This window comes from Kineosporia sp. R_H_3 (assembly GCF_002198675.1).
Classification (GTDB): Bacteria; Actinomycetota; Actinomycetes; order Actinomycetales; family Kineosporiaceae; genus R-H-3.
Genome location: NZ_MWLL01000249.1, coordinates 61118 through 79568, shown reverse-complemented (window position 1 = coordinate 79568; position 18451 = coordinate 61118). Strand labels below are relative to the sequence as shown.

The window sequence follows — 18451 nt, the reverse complement described above, 5'->3', positions numbered from 1 at the left end:
GCTTCGGGTTCGTCGAGGTCGGTGTCGTCGCGCTCGCCGACGACGCCGACCGGCCGGGTGCCGCCGGGCTCGTCCTCGGGCTGTGGACGTTGGGCAGCCTCGTCTCCGGCGTCGTCTACGGTGCGCGCGCCTGGACGACGCCGCCGGCGCGGCGGCTCGCGGTCTCCGCGGTCGCGCTCGCCGCCGGGGCGCTGGCCGTCGCGGTCGCCGGTGCGACGACCTCGGGGACGGCGGCCCTCGTGGCGGTCACCGCGGCGCTCGTCGTCGCCGGGGCGGCGAACGCCCCGACGATCATCACCGGCAACGCGCTCGTGCCGGACGTCGTCCCGGCCACCGCGACGACCGAGGCCTACACCTGGCTCAACGTGACGATCTTCGCCGGTGCCGCGGTCGGTGCGGCGGCGGGCGGCGCGGTCGCGGACCGCTCCGGCGCGGCCGGATCGCTGGCCTGGGCGACGGTCGCCGCGGCGCTCACCGTCGTCGCCGTCGCCGGCCGTGGCCGCCTCGTCAGGAGGACGTGAGCGCCTCGCGGCCGTGCGGCGTCGTCCAGCCGCTGAGGTCCGGGCCGACCGGGACGATCCGGGTCGGGTTGATCATCGGGTGCGTCGCGTAGTAGTGCCGCTTGATGTGCGCGAAGTCGACGGTCTCGCCGAACCCGTCGTGCTGGAACAGGTCCCGCGCGTAGGCCCAGAGCACCGGCATCTCGGTGAGCTTGCTCCGGTTGCACTTGAAGTGGCCGTGGTAGGCGGCGTCGAACCGGACGAGCGTCGTGAAGAGCCGGACGTCGGCCTCGGTGACGGTGTCGCCCATGAGGTAGCGCCGGGTCTCCAGGTGCTCCGACAGCGCGTCGAGCCGGGCGAACAGCGTCGCGAAGGCCGCCTCGTACGCCTCCTGGGTCGTTGCGAAGCCGCACCGGTAGACGCCGTTGTTCACCTCACGGAAGACCACCTCGATCAACGCGTCCATCTCCGCCCGGGCGGCCGGGTCGTCGGGCAGCAGCCGCGGCGCGCCGGGGGCGTGGTGGTCGACCCACTCGGTCGACAGGTCGAGCGTGATCTGCGGGTAGTCGTTCGTCACGACGAGCCCGGTGACGGTGTCGACGACCGCGGGCACCGTGACCCGCCCGGTGTACGCCGGGTCGGTCCGCGCGTAGACCTGAGCGAGGTGGGTCACGCCGAGCACCGGGTCCCGGCCGTCGGGGTCGAGGGTGAACGCCCAGCCGCTGTCGTCGCGGTACGGGTCGACGACGGCGAGCGAGATCGCGTCGTCGAGGCCGAGCAGCCGGCGCACGACGACGGAGCGGTGCGCCCACGGGCACGCGAGCGAGACGACGAGCCGGTAGCGGCCGGCCTCGACCGGCCAGCGGCCCTGCGCGTCCGGCCCCTCGCCGGGCGCGGAGTCGCTGTCCCGGGTGATCCGGTCGGTGAACCGGTTGCCCTGCCGGACGAACGCGCCGTCCTTCGCCGTCTCCGCCCCGAACTGGGCCTTCTGCACCGCGTCGGTCGTCATGCCTCCACCCTAGGCACAGCCGTCGCAGGGGCGCCTGCGGTCACCCGGCCAGCCGGTCGTACGCCGCGAGCGCCCGGGCGGCCGTCCCGAAGGCACCCGTAGCGGTGACCTCTTTGGTGCGCAGGGCGGTGAACGTCGACAGCACGTGCTCGAGGTCGCCCCGGGACCAGCCGAGCAGCAGCGCGTGCGCGGCGTCGAGGTCGGCGAGCGCGGCGGCGCGGTCGGTGGCGGCGCGCGCAGCGGTACGGGCGCGCCAGGCCGGCACCGGGACGCCGTCCGCGCCGAGCTCGGCGGCGAGCCCGGACAGGTCGTCGTCCCAGGCGTGCGCGACGGCGAACCGGGCGAGCACCCAGGCCGCGAGCGTCGTCCCGGGCTCCCACGGCGCGGGGACGTCGTACGCCTCCGGCGGGGGCAGCGCGACCTGCTCGAGCTTGAAGAAGTTGAGGTTCGCGCCGGCGTGCTTCTGCCGCACGAGATGGTCGACGGGCAGGCTCGCGAGCGCGGCGAGCAGCAGCGGCAGCCGCGGTGCGTCGACGAGCGGCAGCGAGTTGCCGACGCCGACGACGGGCAGCGCCGTCGGGATGAGGGTGCGCGGCGAGTCCGTCGTCGTGACGTTGCGGTAGCCGGCGAGCCAGCCGCGCCCGGCGAGCGCGCCGAACCGCTCCTCGACGAGGTCGCGCGGCACCCAGTAGCGGTGCGCGGCCCGGCCGCCGCCGCGGTGGTCGAGCAGCCCGGCGTGCTTGGCCTCCCACAGCGGCACGAGCCCCGGGCCGGGGGCGGTCGCGAACCAGCGGGCGTCCCGGGTCATGTGCATCGAGGTCACGAGCCGGGCCTGCCACGGGCTGTCGACGACCCCGCCGTCGGCGCCGCGGCGCAGCAGCACCGGGAACCGGCGGTGCGCGGCGGTCACGAGGGCGGCGTCCCGCGCGGACGTGCACAGCGGCGGCGTGCCGGTGTTCGGGTTGACGAGCCACGGGACGTCGGCGTCGAGCGCCCAGGCCCGCTCCCCGGCCGGCTGCGCGGGGTCCACGAGCCCGACGACGACCTCGGCGGGCGGCCGCGCGACCGCCGCGGCGCCGTCCGCGCCGTCCGGCCCGCACGCGCCCGACCGCAGGACGACGACGGCGACCCCGACCCGGCTGCTCACGTCCTCGAAGACGGGCGCGGTCTGGTCGAGCAGGTGGAGCCGCTCGAGCGCACCGGCGTCGAGCAGCGCCCCGAGCAGCCGGGAGGCCGACCGGTCCGCGGCGACCCCGGCCGGGACGACGACCCCGGCCCGGCCGTGCGGCGCGAGCAGCCGCCAGCACGTCTCGAGGAACGGCAGGTAGGCGTTGATCTCGCCGGCCCCGGTGAGCGGGTGCCGGCCCGCCTCCCGCAGCCCCCGCGCGGACGCCGCCCGGTCCGCCCGCAGCGCCGTCGGCGGCCGGTGCTGCCAGTCCTTGCGGGTCACCTTGAGCCGCTCCCACGGCGGGTTCGCGACGACCGCGGTGAACCCGCCGCGCCACCCGGTGAGCGGGTCGGCGGCCGCACCCGGGTCCGCGAGCACCGCCGGGAACGCCTCGTGCCAGGCGAGGCCGCCGGGACCGGCCGCGGGCAGCAGCGGGGTGGCTCCCAGGAGGGCGTCGCCGAGGACGACGCGGGCCGCGAGGTCGGCCGGGGTGCAGGCGGCGCCGGCCTCGACGGCGTCGACCGCGAGGACGGTCCGGGCGAGGTCGACCGCGACCGGGTCGTCGTCCACGCCGTGCAGCGCGGCCGCCGCCTGCGCGGGCGGGACGCCGACCTCGACGAGCCGGGCGAACGCCGCCCGCAGCAGGGCCCCGCTGCCGCAGGCCGGGTCGACGACGGTCGGGGCGGCGTCCGGCGGGGCCGTCGGGAGGGCCGTCGGGAGGGCCGCCGGCAGGGCGTGCGCGGCGAGCACCGCGGCGAGCGCGGCCGGGGTGCCGAACGCGCCGCGCCGGCGGCGCTCGGCGATCCCGACCCGGGCCAGGTCGACGGCGCCGCCGTCGAGCACCGGCTCGAGGCACAGCAGCGCGCCGTACCCGCTCGCGAGCGCCCGGACCGCGGCGCCGTCCCCGGCCTGCCAGGCGGTCGCGGCCGCGTGCCGGATCGCGGCGTCCCGCCACGCGGCCGGGTCCTGGGCCGCCGACGGGCCGTCCGCGGCGAGCACCTGCGCCGCCGCGGCGGTGAGCAGCCCGGCCGCGTCGGTCACGGCAGGTGCTTCAGCACGGCCCGGACGAGCCCGGTGAGCTGCAGCCGGGGCAGGTCCGCGACCGGCCACCAGGCGGCCTCGACGGTGGACCCGTCGACCTCGACGACCCGGGGCGCCACGTCCGTCGGCACCTCGCCGTCGAACACGACCCGAACGCCGTGGAAGTCCTCGGCCCGCCCGGAGGGGCCGCGCCCGGTGAACCGGGTGCTGTCGACGTCGAGCAGCCCCCGCAGCCGCAGCGGCAGCCCGGTCTCCTCGTGGACCTCCCGGACGGCGGCCTCGTGCGGCTGCTCGCCGTGGTCGATGCCGCCGCCGGGCAGCGTCCACAGCGTGGAGTTCCGCAGCCGGCTCAGCAGGACGCGCCCGCCGTCGTGGCACAGCGCGTAGGCCGCGGTGCGCTGCACCCGGGCGACCGCCTCGCCGTGGAGGGCGTCGAGGTCCGGGCCGGGGGCGACCGCGCCGCCCTCGGCGACGACGGCGGGGTCATCGGCGGCCGGGCTGCCGAAACCGTGGACGGCGTGGCCCGCCGCGGCGGCCGGGACGACCGTCGGCCGGGCGGGCGGGTGCGCGACGGGCATCGGCGGCACGGGCAGGCCGAGCGCGTGCGCGACGAACGGCACGACCGGCAGCGCACCGGCGCCCGTGAGCTCCTCGGGGGCCACGAGGCGGACGGCGTCGCTCGTGCCGTCGGGCTCCGGCCGTAGGCCCACGGCCCAGCCCGCTCCGGGGGTGGACGCGTCGTCGGCGTGCAGGTCGTAGAGCACCCGCAGCGTGTGCACCCGGACGCCCCGGTGCGGCAGGTCGATGACGTCGGAGACGACGTCCCGCAGGCCGGTGACCCGGACCGCCACCCCGGTCTCCTCGGCGACCTCGCGGGCCACGGCGTCCCGCGGGTGCTCGCCGAACTCGACGCCGCCGCCGGGCAGGAACCAGACGCCGGTGAGGTCGGACCGGTCGGACGCCCGCACGAGCACGACCCGACCGGCGCCGTCCCGGAGCACCCCGTAGGCCGCCAGGCGCTGCACGTCCCGGCGCGGCGGCCGGTCCTGCGCGAGGTCCTGCGCAAGATCCTGCGCGAGGTCCTGCGCGAGGTCCTGCGCGAGGTGGTGGGTGGGGTCGGGCGGCACGGCGGACGACGCTACCGCGTGCGGCGGGCGGCAAACGCTCGAGGGCGGGGAGGCGATGCCTCCCCGCCCTCCGACCCGGTCCACCTCGGGTCGCGTGCTCGGCCGGGTGAGCGGCCGAACCCGTTCGCAGATCCGTGACGATCCGCTGAGCCGTGACGAGGACGACGTTAGGCGCGGATCCGTCCGTGCACCCGGGACGTCGGTCCCCCGGACGTAGGGTGAAGGCATGGGCGGGGAGGCGGGCGCGGGCATCGGGACGCTGCATCGCTGGGCCCTCACGGGTTTCCGCCGGATGCCGCGCCGGCTGCGGGTCGCGGCGGTCCGGGTCATCGCCCCGAGCCACACGGTCGGCGCCGTCTGCTTCGTCGAGCACGACGGCCGGATCCTCGTGCTGCGCCAGCACCACCGGCCCGGCTGGACGCTGCCCGGCGGGCTCGTCAACCGCGGCGAGCGGGCCGACCAGGCCGTCGTCCGGGAGCTGCGCGAGGAGACCGGGCTGGTCGTCGAGGTCGACCTGCCGATCGGGGTCGTCGTGGAGCCGCGGTCGCGCCGGGTCGACGTCGTCTTCCACGTCGTGTCGGACGCCGCGCACGAGGTCCGCCCGGGCAGCGAGGCGATCGAGGCCGCGTGGCTGCGCCCCGACGAGCTCGGCGCCATCGACGAACCGACCGCGACGGTGCTCGACGTCCTGCGCCGCTGGCGCGACGGCGACGCGCACTCGGGGCGGGTGCTCGGGCGGTGACGGACCGGCTCGCGGGGGTCGTCCTCGCGGCCGGCGAGGGAGTCCGGCTGCGCCCGCTCACGTTGCTGCGCCCCAAGGCGCTGTGCCCGGTCGGCGGGGTGCCGCTCCTCGACCACGCGCTGGCCCGGGTGGCGCCCGCGGCCGGCAGCGGGCCGGGGCACCTGGCCGTCAACGCCCACCACGGCGCCGACCTCGTCGTCGCGCACGTCGGCGGCCGGGCGCACGTGTCGGTGGAGTCCCCGGAGGCGCTCGGCACCGCGGGCGCGCTCGGTGCGCTGCGGGACTGGGTCGACGGCCGCGACGTCCTCCTCACGAACGCCGACGCCTACCTGCCCGGCGGCCTGGGCGGCCTCGCCGACGGCTGGGACGGCGAGCGCTGCCGGCTGCTCTGCGTCCCCGTCGACGGACGCCCGGACTTCACGGCGCCGGACGGCGCCCGGCTGCGCTACGTCGGCGCGTGCCTGCTGCCGTGGGCGCTCGTCAAGGCCCTGGCGGCCGAGCCGACCGGGCTCTACGAGGTGCTCTGGGCCGCCCAGGACGCCCTCGGCCGCCTGGACCTCGTGACGACCGCCGTGCTCGGCCTGCCCGGCACCGTCGTCGACTGCGGGACGCCGGCGCAGTACCTCGCGGCCAACCTCGACGCGGTGCACCGGGCCGGCGGCAGCCTCGTCGCGCCCGGTGCGGTCGTCAGCGGCCGGGTCGAGGAGTCCGTCGTCGGCGCCGGGGCCCGGGTCGAGGGGGACGTCGTCCGGTCGGTCGTCTGGGACGGCGCGCACGTCGCGCCCGGTGAGCGGCTCGTCGACGCCGTCCGCGCCGTCGCGGCGGACGGCTCCCGGATGACAGTCACCGGGGTTACCGGCACACTCAGTTCCGATCAGTGACTGGGGGTGTGATGCCGGACGGCGACCTCGACGCGCTGGCGCTGCGGGCCAGCGGCGTCGGGCTCTGGTCGTTCGTCCCGGGCCGGTACACCGTGACGATCGACGACGTCACCGCCCGCCTCGTCGGCGCCGCCGAACCGGGCACCTTCCCGGTCGCCGACCTCATGGGGGCGCTCCACCCCGACGACCGCAAGGGCCTGTTCGCCGCGCTCGAGTCGGTCTCCCGGGCCTGCCAGCTCGCGCTGCGGGCCGACGGCCCGCCGGGCGGCCGGAACGGCCGGGTCGGCCCGGGCGCGTTGCGCGACCTGCAGGTCCTCGAGGAGTTCCGGGTCCGCGGCGACGACGACACCGTCCGCTGGGTCCGGCTGCGCGGCGGCGTCGTCCTCGACGGCTCCGGCGGTGCCGTCGTCACCGGGGTCGCCGCGGACACGACCGCGCTGCGGACCTCCCGCGAGCGCACCGGCCGCACGCTCGCGCAGGTGAGTGACGGCGTCCTCATCCTCGAGCCGGACTGGACCGTCGCCTACGTCAACGACACGGCCGCCGGGCTGCTCGGCCGGGCCGGTGCCGACCTCGTCGGGCGGCCGTTCTGGGACGAGGTCCCCGAGACCGAGGACTCCCCCGTGCACGTGAACTACCACTGGGCGATGGACCACCAGCGCCCGGTGACGTTCGAGACGCCGACGGCGACCGGCTGGCTCGAGGTGCGGGCGTACCCGTCGATCGACGGGCTCACCGTCTACCTGCGCAGCGTCGAGGCCCGGCACGAGGCCGAGCGCGAGCGGGGCCGGATCGTCAGCCGGCTCGAACGGGCCCTGGCCCGCGGCCGGCAGCTGCTCGACCTGACCCGTTCGCTCTCGACGGCGATGACCGTCCAGGACGTCGCGGACGCCGTGACGACGAACGCGCGCCGGGCCCTCGGGACGGTCTTCGCGGGCATCGCCCTGGTCGAGAAGACCGGCCGGAGCATGGAGTACGTGAGCATGAGCCCGCTGCCGGCGGAGACCGCCGCGGTGTGGTCGCGCTTCCCGCTGGACCGGTCCGCGCCCGTCTCGGACGCCGCCCGGCACGGCCGCCCGTACTTCCACGAGTCGGTCGAGCAGGCCGTCGAGGACTTCCCCGACATCGGCCCGCACATGCGCACCGCGGGGACCGAGTCGATGGCGCACCTGCCGCTCGTGACCGGCAGCGGCTCCCGGCTCGGCACGCTCGCGCTGTCGTGGTCGACCGAGCACACGATGAGCGGCGAGGAGCGCGACTTCCTCGTCACCCTCGCGGGGCACACGGCGCAGGCGCTCGAACGGGCCCTGCTCTTCGAGCAGCAGCGGACGGTCGCCGACGCCCTGCAGCACGCCGTCCTGCCCGACCGGCTGCCGACCGTGCCGGGGGTGACGCTCGGGGCGGTCTTCGTGCCGGCGACCGGCGGCCACGAGGTCGGCGGCGACTGGTACGACGCGTTCGTCCTGCCGTCCGGCCGGCTCGGGCTCGCCGTCGGCGACGCCGCCGGGCACGGCCTGCCCGCGGCCCGGGTCATGAGCGGGCTGCGCAACGCGCTGCGCTCGTACGCCCTGCTCGGCGGTGGTCCCGGCGACGTCGTCGAGCGGCTCGACGCGTTCGTCCAGCAGTACGACCCCGACACCTTCGCGACGATCGCCTACCTCGAGCTCGACCCGGCCACCGGGGAGGGGGTCTGGTGCAGCGCCGGGCACCCGCCTCTGCTGCGGATCGCACCCCCGGACGCCGCGGTGACCGGTGCGCGCGCGACCTTCTTCGGGGACGACGTCGACCCGCCGGTCGGCTCGCTCCTGGCCGCCGGGGCACGTGAGCACCCCTTCCGCCTCGACCCCGGCGAGACCCTCGTGCTCTTCACCGACGGCCTCGTCGAGCGCCGCGACGACGACCTCGACCACGGTCTCGACCGGCTCACCGCGACGGCCGCGGCGGTGCCCGCCGAGCTGCCCCCGCCGGACCTCGTGCGTGCCATCTGCGACACCCTGCTCGCCGGCTCCGGGCCGACGGACGACGTGTGCCTGCTCGCCGTCCGCCGCGGCAGCGCCGCCGGCCGGCCGGTGGACGACCCGTCGGCACCGGACGGTGCCGTCGTCCGGCACGTGCTGCAGCCGGTGCCGAGCGCCGCGTACGTCGCCCGGTCGGTCGCCCGCGAGGCACTGCGCTCGTGGGGCATGACCGAGCTCGTGGACACCGTGACCCTCGTCGTCAGCGAGCTCGTGACGAACGCGGTGACCCACGCCGGCGGCGAGGTCACCCTCGAGGTGCGCCGCCTCGACGACGCCGTCCGCGTCAGCGTCACCGACACCAGCCCGGACGCCCCCCAGCACCAGGACCCCGGCCCCCGCGAGGAGCACGGGCGCGGCGTCCATCTCGTCGACGTCCTCGCCGCCCGCTGGGGGACGACGGCGCTGCCCGACGGCAAGCGGGTCTGGGCCGAGCTCGAGGCGCCCTGAGGGGCGACGACCCCACTCGTCGCTCAACCACCGAGCATGACGACGACCGGCGTCGAGCCGTCCCGCGTGACCTCGACCTCGAGCCTCTCGGCGTCGGGCAGCAGGGCGGCGTCCCGGCCGGCGTCGGTCCAGGACCCGGACGGCGTCACGCGGTAGCGCAGGGCCGCACCGACGTTCGCCACCACCCAGCCCTGCCGTTCCGGGAGCCGGACGGCCACCGGCAGGGCGGCGTCCGGGTCGAGCACGCCCCCGTCCGCGAGGGCGGACGCCGTGACGTGCTCGGGGTCGGCGCCGGTGAGGACGCCCCCGACGACACGGGACGGGTCCGCATCGGCGGTGAGGGTGGCGACGACGTACGTGCGACCGTCCGGGGTGCGGCCGACGAGGCTGCCCGGCACGGAGCCGAACGCCACGCCGCCCGGCCCCGTGCGATCCATCCGCGCGGTGACGAGGGCCTCGCCCCATCGCTCGCACGCCGACGCCTCGAGGTCGCCGCGGCCGATCGCGAGGCACCGGGTCGTGCGCGCCCAGCGCACGGTCGCGGCCGACGCGACCCAGTTCGGCACGACCTGGTCGCTGCGGCGGTCCGGTCCGAGGCGTTGCACGTCGGCCCAGTCCCGGACGGGGGCGCGGGCCACCGCGACGAGCCGGGCGTCGCTCCCCTTCGGCAACGAGAGGACGGTCGCCCCGTCGGAGAAGGCGACCGGCGCCCAGTCCCGCACCGGGACGCCGTCGGGCCGGTAGGACCAGCGGCTCGACCACACGAGCGGCACGCCGGGATCGACGAGGAGCAGCCGGCCGCGGGCCTCGTCGAGCCACACACCCACCATCGCGCTGCGGCGGGCCGGATCGTCGGTCACCTGCTCGGACCGGGCCGCGCGGTCCACGGCGAGGAGTTCGAGGCGGCCGCCCGGCCCGGTGGTCACGAAGCCGAGCAGCGTCCGCTCGCCGAGGTCAGCGGCGTCGAGGCCGGGGTGCGGGTGCACGAACGCGCGCTGCGCGACCACTGCCGCGGGTCCGCCCTGGGTCGGACCGGCCCAGACGAGGCGCGGCGTGCCCCGGAGGTCGTCGAACACCCCCAGCCGGCCGTCCGGGGACACCCTCCGGGCCGTCGCCCAGGCGGCGAACGCCTCGGCGCGCAGCCCCTCGTCACCGGCCAGCACGCCACGCGCCGGGCCGTCGAGGAGCCGCGCGTAGGGGTCGACGTCCCTGGCCACGGGGGGCTGCGGGTCCGGCGCCGGAACCGGGACGAGCGAGCCGATGACCGGGACCCGGCGTACCGCGTCGGGGAAGGCGGCGACGGTGCCGCCGACGAGCACCGACGCCGCGACGAGGACGCCCCCGGCGCGCGCCACGGTCCGGGTGCGCAGCCGGCGACGACCGAGGGCGGCCGCCCGGGCCGCGAGCGCGCCGTCCGCCGCGGGACGGGCCGGGGCGGAAGCGGCCTCGAGATCCGCAGCGAGGTCCACGGCGAGGTCCGCGCGCTCCGCGAGGGCGACGAGCGTGGTGACGAGCGGGTCGGGAGCTGTGCCGGTCATGAGCGCTGTCCTTCCGGGAGCCGGGCCGCGTCGGGGTCGCCGTCCGGTGCGAGCGCCTCGCGCAGCCGGGTCAGGGCGCGCGCGTTCTGGCTCTTCACCGTGCCGACCGAGATGCCGAGGGCCTGGGCGGTCTGCGGTTCGCTGAGATCCTCGAGGTGGCGCAGGACGACGACCGCGCGCTGCCGGGCCGGCAGGGTCGCGAGGGCGTCGAGGAGCACCCGCCGGGCCAGGACGGCGTCCGTCGCGTCCGGCGGCGCCGTCCGGGTGTCGGCGCCGGGGTCGGCGTCGTCGTGGACGACGGCCACGCTCGTCTCCGGCCGCCGGCGCCGGTACCGCCACCGCGACCGGGTGCCGTTGACGACGCTGCGCCGGGCGTAGGCGTACGGGTCGGCGACCCGCGGCCAGGCGACGTAGAGCGCGACGAGCGCGTCCTGCACGAGGTCCTCGGCGACGTGCGGGTCGCCGGTGAGCAGGTAGGCGGTGCGCCGCAGGTGCGAGGCCGCGCCGGCGGCGAAGGGCTCGAAGCCCTCGCGACGGTCCACGGTGCCTCCAGGGGTTGCCGGCTCGGGCGGCCGGGGTCACGTGTCCAGAGTCCGGCGGGGGCACGATGGTTGTCAGGCGTCCGCGGAAGGTGTCGCCGGAACGGCGGTGTCGCGGTCGTCGGGGCGACGGCGCGCCGGCCGCTGCATGTGTCGTTGCAGCCCGATGCACGCTAGGCGTGCAAGACCTCAGATCCACGACTGCAGCAAGGGTGGGCGCGAGCTCGGGTCCGTGCTCGGGTCCTCCACGTCGCGATCACGACCGCCCGGACTCGAGCATCGACCCGGTCTCGCGTCCGAGGAGAGGACGGCACCGGTGACCGACTTCGTGCACGCAGCACCCCGCGTCGTGCCGTACGACCCGGCCTGGGCGACGGCGTTCGCCGACGAGGCCGCACTGCTCGGCGCCGCACTGCTCGGCGCCGCGCTGGCCGACGTCCCGCACCGGGTCGAGCACATCGGCTCGACGGCCGTGCCCGGGCTGCCCGCCAAGCCCGTCGTCGACGTCATGGTCGGGCTGCCGGACGACGCCACGCTCGACGGCCGGTTCGCGCACGTTCGGACGGCGCTCGAAGGACTCGGCTACGTCTGGGACCCGCGCGCCCTGGCCGACGACCCGGGCCGATACGTCTTCCGCAAGGGCCCGGCCGACCCGACGCAGCTGCGCACCCACCACCTGCACCTCACGACCGAGGGCAGTGCGTACTGGCATCGGATCATCGCCTTCCGCGACCGGCTGCGCGCCGACCCCGCGGCCGCGGCCGAGTACGCCGCGGTCAAGCAACGGCTGCTCGCGACGTGCGGCGGCGACTCCCGGGCCTACACGCGCGGCAAGACCGACGTCGTCCGGCGGTACGAGACCTCCGCCGAAGACCCCTGACCCGCCTCTCCCGCTCGCGCCCCGCGCCACCTCTGCGCCTCGCCCCGCGCAGGGTCTCGGCGTCGCTGCCTGCGTGGGGGCGGTTCGAACCAGCGGGGGTCGTCAGGCTGACGCGGTCATCCGTCGAGCCAACGCCAGGTAGCCGTCGACGGGACCCGGGAGGACGTCGAGGTGGACGATCGTGCCGTTCGGGTGGGGAACGAGGTCGACCACCACGGCGACCGCAGGCGCGTCGTCGTCGCCTGTCACGACGAGGGCTCCGGGAGTCACGATGCTGGTGTCCCGCGCCTCGTCGAGGAATGTCCACACATATCCGGTCTCGTCCTCGGAGTTGAGATCCGCAGGGATGTCCACTCTGATCATCGTTCACCTCCTCCGTCGCCCGGTTGTCTCACCATAGTGAGGGTTCGGGCTTGCGGGGCCAAGCAGCTTGACGAGGGGTTCGAGGTCGTCGAGCGAGGTCAGCAAGAGTGTCATGTGAGGCCGAGTGAACGTCGGCAGCAACTGGAAACCCTCGGAGATAAGAGCACCAGCCTCGACGAGATGCACGACCCGGTATGTGGCCAGCTTCCCGGCGAGGACGCCGTCAACGGATGCGGCACCGATGTCATCCAGACCTGCGAACACCGAGATCCCCAAGACGGGCACCCCGTCCAGCGCGAATGCACGTGCCGTTCGCTGGGCGTGAGAGCGCAGCTTCTCCGAAGAGTCCGGACCTCCGCGGATCACGACCGTCGTGCGCGAAGGAAGCGTCTCCCCGCGCAGGACCTGCCGCAGATCAGGAAGCTCGATCACAGGAGTGAACGTAACCGGGGCCACCGACAACACCGCCCGCAGCACGACCGGCGGCCAGATCGGTGTCCGGCACAGCATCGAAGGGCTATCGGTCGGTGGCACGATGCGGCGATGCTCCTCGCCCGGCGATCGCGCCACGACCGCGTCGCAGCGACGTTGGCCGCCCTTCGCGACGACGAACTGGCGGGGCTCGTGCAGGCCGCGCCACCCGTCGGCGTCGGTGTGGGCGGCGGCTGTTCGAGTGCGGACGTCGATGGCGTGCCCGTGTTCGTCAAGCGGGTCCCGATCACCGACCGGGAGCTGGCTCATCCGCACGACACGTCGAACCTGTTCGACCTGCCGGTGGCTTGGCAGTACGGGATGTACCGCCTGGCGGCTCCGGGTTTCGGCGCGTGGCGCGAACTGGCGGCGAACCAGAGCGTCACCGATGGGGTCCTCGCCGGGGAGACGGAGTCGTTCGCGCTGCTGCACCACTGGCGGGTGCTGCCCGGCCGCCCATCGGTCGCGACCGAGCACCTCGACATCGACGCCGTCGTCGACCAGTTCGGTGGTCACCGGGCCGTGCGGGCCCGGTTCGACGCTCTGGCGAGCGCCACCGCAAGCCTCGTGCTGTTTCTGGAGCATCTCCCCGACGGGCTGTCGGGCTGGCTGAGCGACCCGATCGGCAGAGCCGCCGCGGTCGAACAGCACCTGTTCGAGATGGTGTCGTTCCTGCGGCACCGCGAGGTGCTCCACCTCGACAGACACTTCGGCAACGTCCGGGCCGACGACGACCGGCTCTACCTGGTCGACTTCGGGCTCGCCACCTCGCCGCGATTCGACCTCTCCGCCGCCGAGCGCGACTTCGCTGCCCGCACGCCACCCATGACGGCGACTACGCGTCTATGCGGCTGGTCAACTGGCTGGTCACGACAGTCTGCGGGGTGCCCGTACCGCCCGAGGGCGATGCCGTCGCCCGCGACGAGTTCGTGCACCGGTGCGCGACCGGCGACATCCCACCGGACGTGCCGCCGCACGTGGCGAAGATCATCGCGCGGCATGCCCCCGCCGCAGCCCGGATGAACGAGTTCTGCGGTCGCCTGTTCGACGGCGACCTGCGCGCCGCCTACCCCGGCAGGCCAGACCCGCGCGAATGAATCTCCCTGGTCAGGCCGTCATCGGGGTCGTGGCGTCGGCGGATGCGGTCGGCACGTCGCACGCCGCCACCTACGCGGAGATCTGAGCGGCAGCCTGCCGCATCTTCCCGCTATCGCTTCCGCGACCGCTGTGCCGTCACTCCCACTCGATCGTGCCCGGCGGCTTGCTCGTGACGTCGAGGACGACCCGGTTCACCTCGGGCACCTCGTTCGTGATCCGGGTCGAGATCCGGGCGAGGACGTCGTACGGCAGCCGGGTCCAGTCGGCGGTCATGGCGTCCTCGGAGGACACCGGCCGCAGCACGACGGGGTGGCCGTAGGTGCGGCCGTCGCCCTGGACGCCGACCGAGCGGACGTCGGCGAGGAGCACGACCGGGCACTGCCAGATCTCGGCGTCCAGGCCGGCCGCGGTGAGCTCGGCGCGGGCGATGAGGTCGGCGGCGCGCAGGGTCTCGAGCCGGTCGTGGGTGACCTCGCCGATGATCCGGATGCCGAGGCCGGGGCCGGGGAACGGCTGCCGGCCGACGATCTCCTCGGGCAGCCCGAGCTCGCGGCCGACGGCGCGGACCTCGTCCTTGAAGAGCGTGCGCAGCGGCTCGACGAGGTCGAACTGGAGGTCGTCGGGCAGGCCGCCGACGTTGTGGTGACTCTTGATGTTCGCCGCGCCCTCGCCGCCGCCGGACTCCACGACGTCCGGGTAGAGCGTGCCCTGCACGAGGAACTTGACCTCCTCGCCCGCCGCACCCGCCTCCTCGACGACCTCGCGCGCGGCCTGCTCGAAGACCCGGATGAACTCGCGGCCGATCGTCTTGCGCTTCTCCTCCGGGTCGATCTGCCCGGCGAGCGCGTCGAGGAAGCGCTTCTGCGCGTCGACGACCTTGAGCCGGACGCCGGTCGCGGCGACGAAGTCGCGCTCGACCTGCTCGGCCTCGCCCGCGCGGAGCAGGCCGTGGTCGACGAAGACGCAGGTGAGCTGGTCGCCGACCGCGCGCTGCACGAGCGCCGCCGCGACCGCCGAGTCGACCCCGCCGGAGAGCCCGCAGATGACCCGGCCGCCACCGATCTGCGCCTTGATCCGGGAGACCTGCTCGTCGATGACGTTGCCGGTCGTCCAGTCGGCGGTGATCCCCGCGCCGCTCAGGAGGAAGTTCGTCAGCACCTGCTGGCCGAACGTCGAGTGCTTGACCTCGGGGTGCCACTGGACGCCGAACAGCCGCCGGGCCGGGTCCTCGAACGCCGCGACCGGCGCGCCGGACGTCGTCGCGACGACGGAGAAGCCGTCGGGGGCCTTCTGCACCGAGTCGCCGTGGCTCATCCACACCGACTGCTGCGCGGGCTGCCCGTGGACGAGCACCGACCCGTCGGCCTCGACGTCGACGGACGTGCCGCCGTACTCGCGCAGGCCGGTCCGCGCGACCTCGCCGCCGAGCGCCCGGGCCATCGCCTGGAAGCCGTAGCAGATGCCGAGCACCGGGACGCCGGCCTCGAAGAGCGCGGCGTCGACCTGCGGGGCGCCGTCCGCGTAGACGCTCGCCGGGCCGCCGGAGAGGATGACCGCCGCCGGCCGCTTCGCGAGCATCGCCGCGAGCGGCATCGTGTGCGGCACGATCTCGGAGTAGACGTTCGCCTCACGGACCCGCCGCGCGATGAGCTGCGCGTACTGGGCGCCGTAGTCGACGACGAGGACCGGGCGGTGCGACTCCTCCGCGAGCTCCTCGGCGGTGTGCCGCTCGGCCGGCGCCGGGCCGGAGCCCGCGGGCCCGTCCGCGATGACGTCGTAGGGGGGCGTGTTCTCGGCGGGTGCGTCGGTCACCCGCCCAGCCTACTGAGGCTGCGCGGCCGTCCCCGCCGCGGTCCGCTCCCGGCCGAGCATCGGCTCGACCTGGTGCCGTACCCAGCGCTCGGCGACGAAGGACATGAACGGGATCGTCCCGGCGAGGGCGACGCCGACCATCCGCGGGAAGTTCAGCCGGGTCCGGAACCACAGGTCGACCGAGACGATGACGTAGACGAGGTAGAGCCAGCCGTGGACGATCGGCACCCAGGCGCCCGCCCCGGGCAGGACCGCGCCGATCCCCTCGGCCTCGAACAGCGGCTGCCCCGGCTCCTTCTGCACGGCCTGGAGGACGACGTGCAGCGTGAGGAGCAGCAGGAAGACACCCGTCGCCCAGGCGAGGACGCGGTACCGGGTCAGGGCGGCCTTCACAGGGTGGCTCCTTCGTGGGGGGTGGTCTCGTCAGCGGGGTGCGGGTCGGCAGCGTCGGCAGGGGCGGCAGGGGCCGGGTCGTCGTCCGGTGCGGGCGGCAGCACGCCGAGGTGGTCGTCCCGGACGAGCCGCCACCACATGAAGATGCCGAAGCCCGCGAAGAGGAACCACTGCCCCGCGTACGACAGGTTCCGCAGGTCGATGCCGCCGGTGCCCTCGGGGACCGCGGGCACGCGCGCCGGCGAGGCGGCGGCGACGGGCACCGCGGTCGTCGTGCCGTCGGCGGTCGCGGCGGCGGTGTAGTCGGTGAGGACGAGGTACCCGGTGAGCAGCGGCCAGCGCCACAGCCCGATGAGCTCGGTGACGTCGACCCGCTCGACCTGGCCGGCGGGCAGCCCGCTCGACTCGCCGGGGGCGCGGTCCGGGGGAGGCTCGGCGGGCCGCAGCACGCCCCGGACGGCGACCGGCCCGGTCGGGACGGCGGCCGCGGCGGCCGCGGGGTCGGCCGCGTCGGGGACCCAGCCCCGGACGACGCCGACGGCGCTGCCGTCCTCGAGGACGAGCGGGGTGAGCACCCACAGGCCGGTCCGGCCGGAGAGCCGGCGCTCCGGGACGAGGAGCTGGTCGGCCGCCGAGTACGTGCCGACGGCGACGACGGGCCGGTCCGCGGCGGCCCCCGTGAAGGTCTGCCGGGCCTTGATCACGGCGCCGATCGGCACCGGGGGCTGCGTCGTCCGCGCGACGACGTTCTCGTCGGCGTTGTCGTGCGCGCGGTCCCACTGCCACTGCCCGAGCCGCGCCATCCCGGCGGCGGCCACGAGGACGACGACGAGGAGCGCCAGCCACCGGGGCTTGAGGGCGGTCCGCAGCACGGTTCACGGTAACCCGGGCGGCCCGGGCCCGTGACGGCGGGTCAGCCGTTGCGGACCGTCGCCACGAACTCGCTGACCTCGGCACGGAGCATCTCGGCGAGCCGGACGAGCCCGCCGCCGGTCTGGCCGCCCTCGACCGCGCTCGCGATGTCGTTGACCATCGTGTCCATCTCGCGGATCCGCTGCGTGACGGCCTCGAGCGCCGTGATCGCATCCCCCGCGGCGGCGCTCACGGCGTCCACCCGGGACAGGATCGTGTCGGACGACGAGGCCGCGGCGTCCGCGAGGCTCTTCACCTCGGCGGCCACGACCCGGAAGCCCTGGCCCGCCTCGCCCGCGCGGGCCGCCTCGATCGTCGCGTTGAGCGCGAGGAGCCGGGTCTGGGAGGCGATCTGGCTGATGAGGTCGACCGCGCGGCGGATGTCGTCCGAGCTCGTCCGGAGCTCCTCGACCGTGCCGGTGGCGCGCGAGGAGTCGTCGACGGCGTCCCGGGCGTACGTGACGACGCCCTCGGCGGTCGCGCCCATCTGCGTCGCCGCGGCCGCGACCTGCTCGCTCACGGCGAGGACCGTCGTCTCGAGCCGCTCGGCGAGCGCCCGGCGGGCGTCGGCGGCGCGCTCGATCTCCTCGTGCGCGCCGCGCATCGAGACCCGGCCGTTGTCGATGGTCTCGGCCCCGGTGCGGAAGGCGCCGTGCAGCCCGCCGGTGAGCAGCCGCCGGTCGTACCGGCCGCCGCTGCTCGCGGCGATCGCCGCCGACGACTCCCGGATGTAGGCGTCGACGACGTCGAGGAGCGCGTTGACCGACGCCCGGGCCGTGGTGACGTCCGGGTCGGTCGCGGCGGCGCCCTCGAGCAGGGGCATGCGCTGCTCGAGGTCGCCCTCGGCGGCGCGCCGGCAGGCCTCGCCGAAGAAGCGCAGGGCCTCGCGGGCCGGGTCCGGCCCGGAGCCGGTGCGGTCGCTGTGGAAGAGGTTCACGGGGTGACCGTCCAGACCCATTCGTCGTAGGCGAGACCGGCGGACACCAGGGTGGTGCCGAGCAGCGCGGTCGAGGCCGCGATGCCGTCGGAGGCCCGGGCGTGACGCTGCTCCTCGGCGAGCAGCGCCGCGTAGACCGGGGTCACCGCGGCGATCGCGTCGCGGTGCGGGCTGCGCCGGTTGGAGTGGTAGCCGACGATCCGGCCCGACGCGTCGTACGAGGGCGTCACGTGGGCGAAGACCCAGTAGTTGGCGCCGTCCGCGGCGAGGTTGTTCACGTAGGCGAAGATCTCCTGGCCGGCCGCGATGGTGTCCCAGAGCAGCTTGAAGACGGCCCGCGGCATGTCGGGGTGCCGGATGACGTTGTGCGGCTGCCCGACGACGTCCTCCTCGCGCATGGCGGCGATCCGGCAGAAGACGTCGTTGGCGTACGTGATGACACCCTTGGCGTCCGTCTTGCTCACGATGAGCTCGTCGGCGCCGAGACGCCGCTCGACACCCGTCGGCGCGACCTTGGACCGGTGCATGCCGCCTCTTCCTCCGAACACCTGCTGCCGGCCGCCTGCACCAGCGCA

17 protein-coding genes and 1 pseudogene are annotated in these 18451 nt (G+C 75.7%); 6 read left to right on the top strand and 12 right to left on the bottom strand.

Annotated features, from left to right (window positions below):
* Window positions 1-521: pseudogene (locus tag ECOMGDLI_RS35070) on the top strand (MFS transporter); the annotation flags it as partial.
* On the opposite strand, the gene ECOMGDLI_RS31945 reads toward ECOMGDLI_RS35070, so the two are convergent.
* The 3 genes from ECOMGDLI_RS31945 to ECOMGDLI_RS31935 are packed head-to-tail and all read right to left on the bottom strand — an operon-like array spanning window position 508 to window position 4845.
* On the bottom strand, window positions 508-1494 hold the full coding sequence (locus ECOMGDLI_RS31945; RefSeq protein WP_088320858.1) for a glutathione S-transferase C-terminal domain-containing protein: 987 nt from the start codon (window positions 1492-1494) through the stop codon (window positions 508-510). The pseudogene ECOMGDLI_RS35070 and the gene ECOMGDLI_RS31945 overlap by 14 nt on opposite strands.
* 55 nt (window positions 1495-1549) lie before the next feature.
* A complete protein-coding gene (locus ECOMGDLI_RS31940) occupies window positions 1550-3718 on the bottom strand; it encodes a hypothetical protein (RefSeq protein ID WP_088320846.1) in 2169 nt (722 codons plus the stop codon).
* Window positions 3715-4845, bottom strand: a complete 1131-nt coding sequence (locus ECOMGDLI_RS31935; RefSeq protein WP_198955368.1) for an NUDIX domain-containing protein — start codon at window positions 4843-4845, stop codon at window positions 3715-3717. Before ECOMGDLI_RS31935 ends, ECOMGDLI_RS31940 begins: the two co-directional genes overlap by 4 nt.
* Before the next feature lie 226 nt (window positions 4846-5071).
* Here ECOMGDLI_RS31935 and ECOMGDLI_RS31930 point away from each other — a divergent pair, with 226 nt between their 5' ends.
* The 3 genes from ECOMGDLI_RS31930 to ECOMGDLI_RS31920 are packed head-to-tail and all read left to right on the top strand — an operon-like array spanning window position 5072 to window position 8933.
* Window positions 5072-5587 carry an NUDIX hydrolase gene (locus ECOMGDLI_RS31930; protein WP_088320845.1) on the top strand — a complete coding sequence of 172 codons (516 nt, stop codon included), beginning with the start codon at window positions 5072-5074 and terminating at the stop codon, window positions 5585-5587.
* On the top strand, window positions 5584-6468 hold the full coding sequence (locus ECOMGDLI_RS31925; protein WP_088320844.1) for an NTP transferase domain-containing protein: 885 nt from the start codon (window positions 5584-5586) through the stop codon (window positions 6466-6468). The genes ECOMGDLI_RS31930 and ECOMGDLI_RS31925 overlap by 4 nt, the downstream gene beginning before the upstream one ends.
* Window positions 6465-8933, top strand: coding sequence for a SpoIIE family protein phosphatase (locus ECOMGDLI_RS31920; RefSeq protein ID WP_143448058.1), 2469 nt, complete (start codon window positions 6465-6467; stop codon window positions 8931-8933). The genes ECOMGDLI_RS31925 and ECOMGDLI_RS31920 overlap by 4 nt, the downstream gene beginning before the upstream one ends.
* A 23-nt stretch (window positions 8934-8956) precedes the next feature.
* Here ECOMGDLI_RS31920 and ECOMGDLI_RS35065 read toward each other — a convergent pair whose 3' ends face one another.
* Together ECOMGDLI_RS35065 and ECOMGDLI_RS31910 are read right to left on the bottom strand one after the other, a co-directional pair.
* Entirely contained in the window at window positions 8957-10471 is a 1515-nt protein-coding gene (locus ECOMGDLI_RS35065; RefSeq protein ID WP_088320842.1) for a hypothetical protein, read from the bottom strand.
* Entirely contained in the window at window positions 10468-11013 is a 546-nt protein-coding gene (locus tag ECOMGDLI_RS31910) for a SigE family RNA polymerase sigma factor (RefSeq protein WP_088320841.1), read from the bottom strand. Before ECOMGDLI_RS31910 ends, ECOMGDLI_RS35065 begins: the two co-directional genes overlap by 4 nt.
* A 313-nt stretch (window positions 11014-11326) precedes the next feature.
* Here ECOMGDLI_RS31910 and ECOMGDLI_RS31905 point away from each other — a divergent pair, with 313 nt between their 5' ends.
* On the top strand, window positions 11327-11890 hold the full coding sequence (locus ECOMGDLI_RS31905) for a GrpB family protein (protein ID WP_158221236.1): 564 nt from the start codon (window positions 11327-11329) through the stop codon (window positions 11888-11890).
* 102 nt (window positions 11891-11992) lie between these two features.
* Here ECOMGDLI_RS31905 and ECOMGDLI_RS31900 read toward each other — a convergent pair whose 3' ends face one another.
* The gene (locus ECOMGDLI_RS31900) at window positions 11993-12253 is read right to left on the bottom strand and encodes a hypothetical protein (protein WP_088320839.1); all 261 of its coding nucleotides are present in this window, start codon (window positions 12251-12253) and stop codon (window positions 11993-11995) included.
* Between the two features lie 3 nt (window positions 12254-12256).
* Window positions 12257-12787: a hypothetical protein gene (locus ECOMGDLI_RS31895; protein ID WP_143448057.1), complete on the bottom strand. Its 531-nt coding sequence runs from the start codon at window positions 12785-12787 to the stop codon at window positions 12257-12259.
* Window positions 12788-12796: 9 nt separating this feature from the next.
* On the opposite strand from ECOMGDLI_RS31895, the gene ECOMGDLI_RS31890 reads away from it, so the two are divergent.
* Entirely contained in the window at window positions 12797-13747 is a 951-nt protein-coding gene (locus ECOMGDLI_RS31890; protein ID WP_198955367.1) for a hypothetical protein, read from the top strand.
* Between the two features lie 210 nt (window positions 13748-13957).
* On the opposite strand, the gene guaA is transcribed toward ECOMGDLI_RS31890, so the two are convergent.
* Genes guaA through ECOMGDLI_RS31865 form a run of 5 tightly spaced genes read right to left on the bottom strand, consistent with a single transcriptional unit; the run spans window position 13958 to window position 18403 of the window.
* Entirely contained in the window at window positions 13958-15634 is a 1677-nt protein-coding gene (guaA, locus tag ECOMGDLI_RS31885; RefSeq protein WP_233153709.1) for a glutamine-hydrolyzing GMP synthase, read from the bottom strand.
* Between the two features lie 9 nt (window positions 15635-15643).
* Window positions 15644-16027 carry a DUF3817 domain-containing protein gene (locus tag ECOMGDLI_RS31880; RefSeq protein ID WP_088320837.1) on the bottom strand — a complete coding sequence of 128 codons (384 nt, stop codon included), beginning with the start codon at window positions 16025-16027 and terminating at the stop codon, window positions 15644-15646.
* Entirely contained in the window at window positions 16024-16899 is an 876-nt protein-coding gene (locus ECOMGDLI_RS31875) for an SURF1 family protein (RefSeq protein WP_088320836.1), read from the bottom strand. Before ECOMGDLI_RS31875 ends, ECOMGDLI_RS31880 begins: the two co-directional genes overlap by 4 nt.
* 41 nt (window positions 16900-16940) lie before the next feature.
* Entirely contained in the window at window positions 16941-17876 is a 936-nt protein-coding gene (locus tag ECOMGDLI_RS31870) for a methyl-accepting chemotaxis protein (RefSeq protein WP_198955366.1), read from the bottom strand.
* Window positions 17873-18403, bottom strand: a complete 531-nt coding sequence (locus ECOMGDLI_RS31865; RefSeq protein WP_088320834.1) for a PAS domain-containing protein — start codon at window positions 18401-18403, stop codon at window positions 17873-17875. Before ECOMGDLI_RS31865 ends, ECOMGDLI_RS31870 begins: the two co-directional genes overlap by 4 nt.
* Between the last annotated feature and the right edge of the window lie 48 nt (window positions 18404-18451).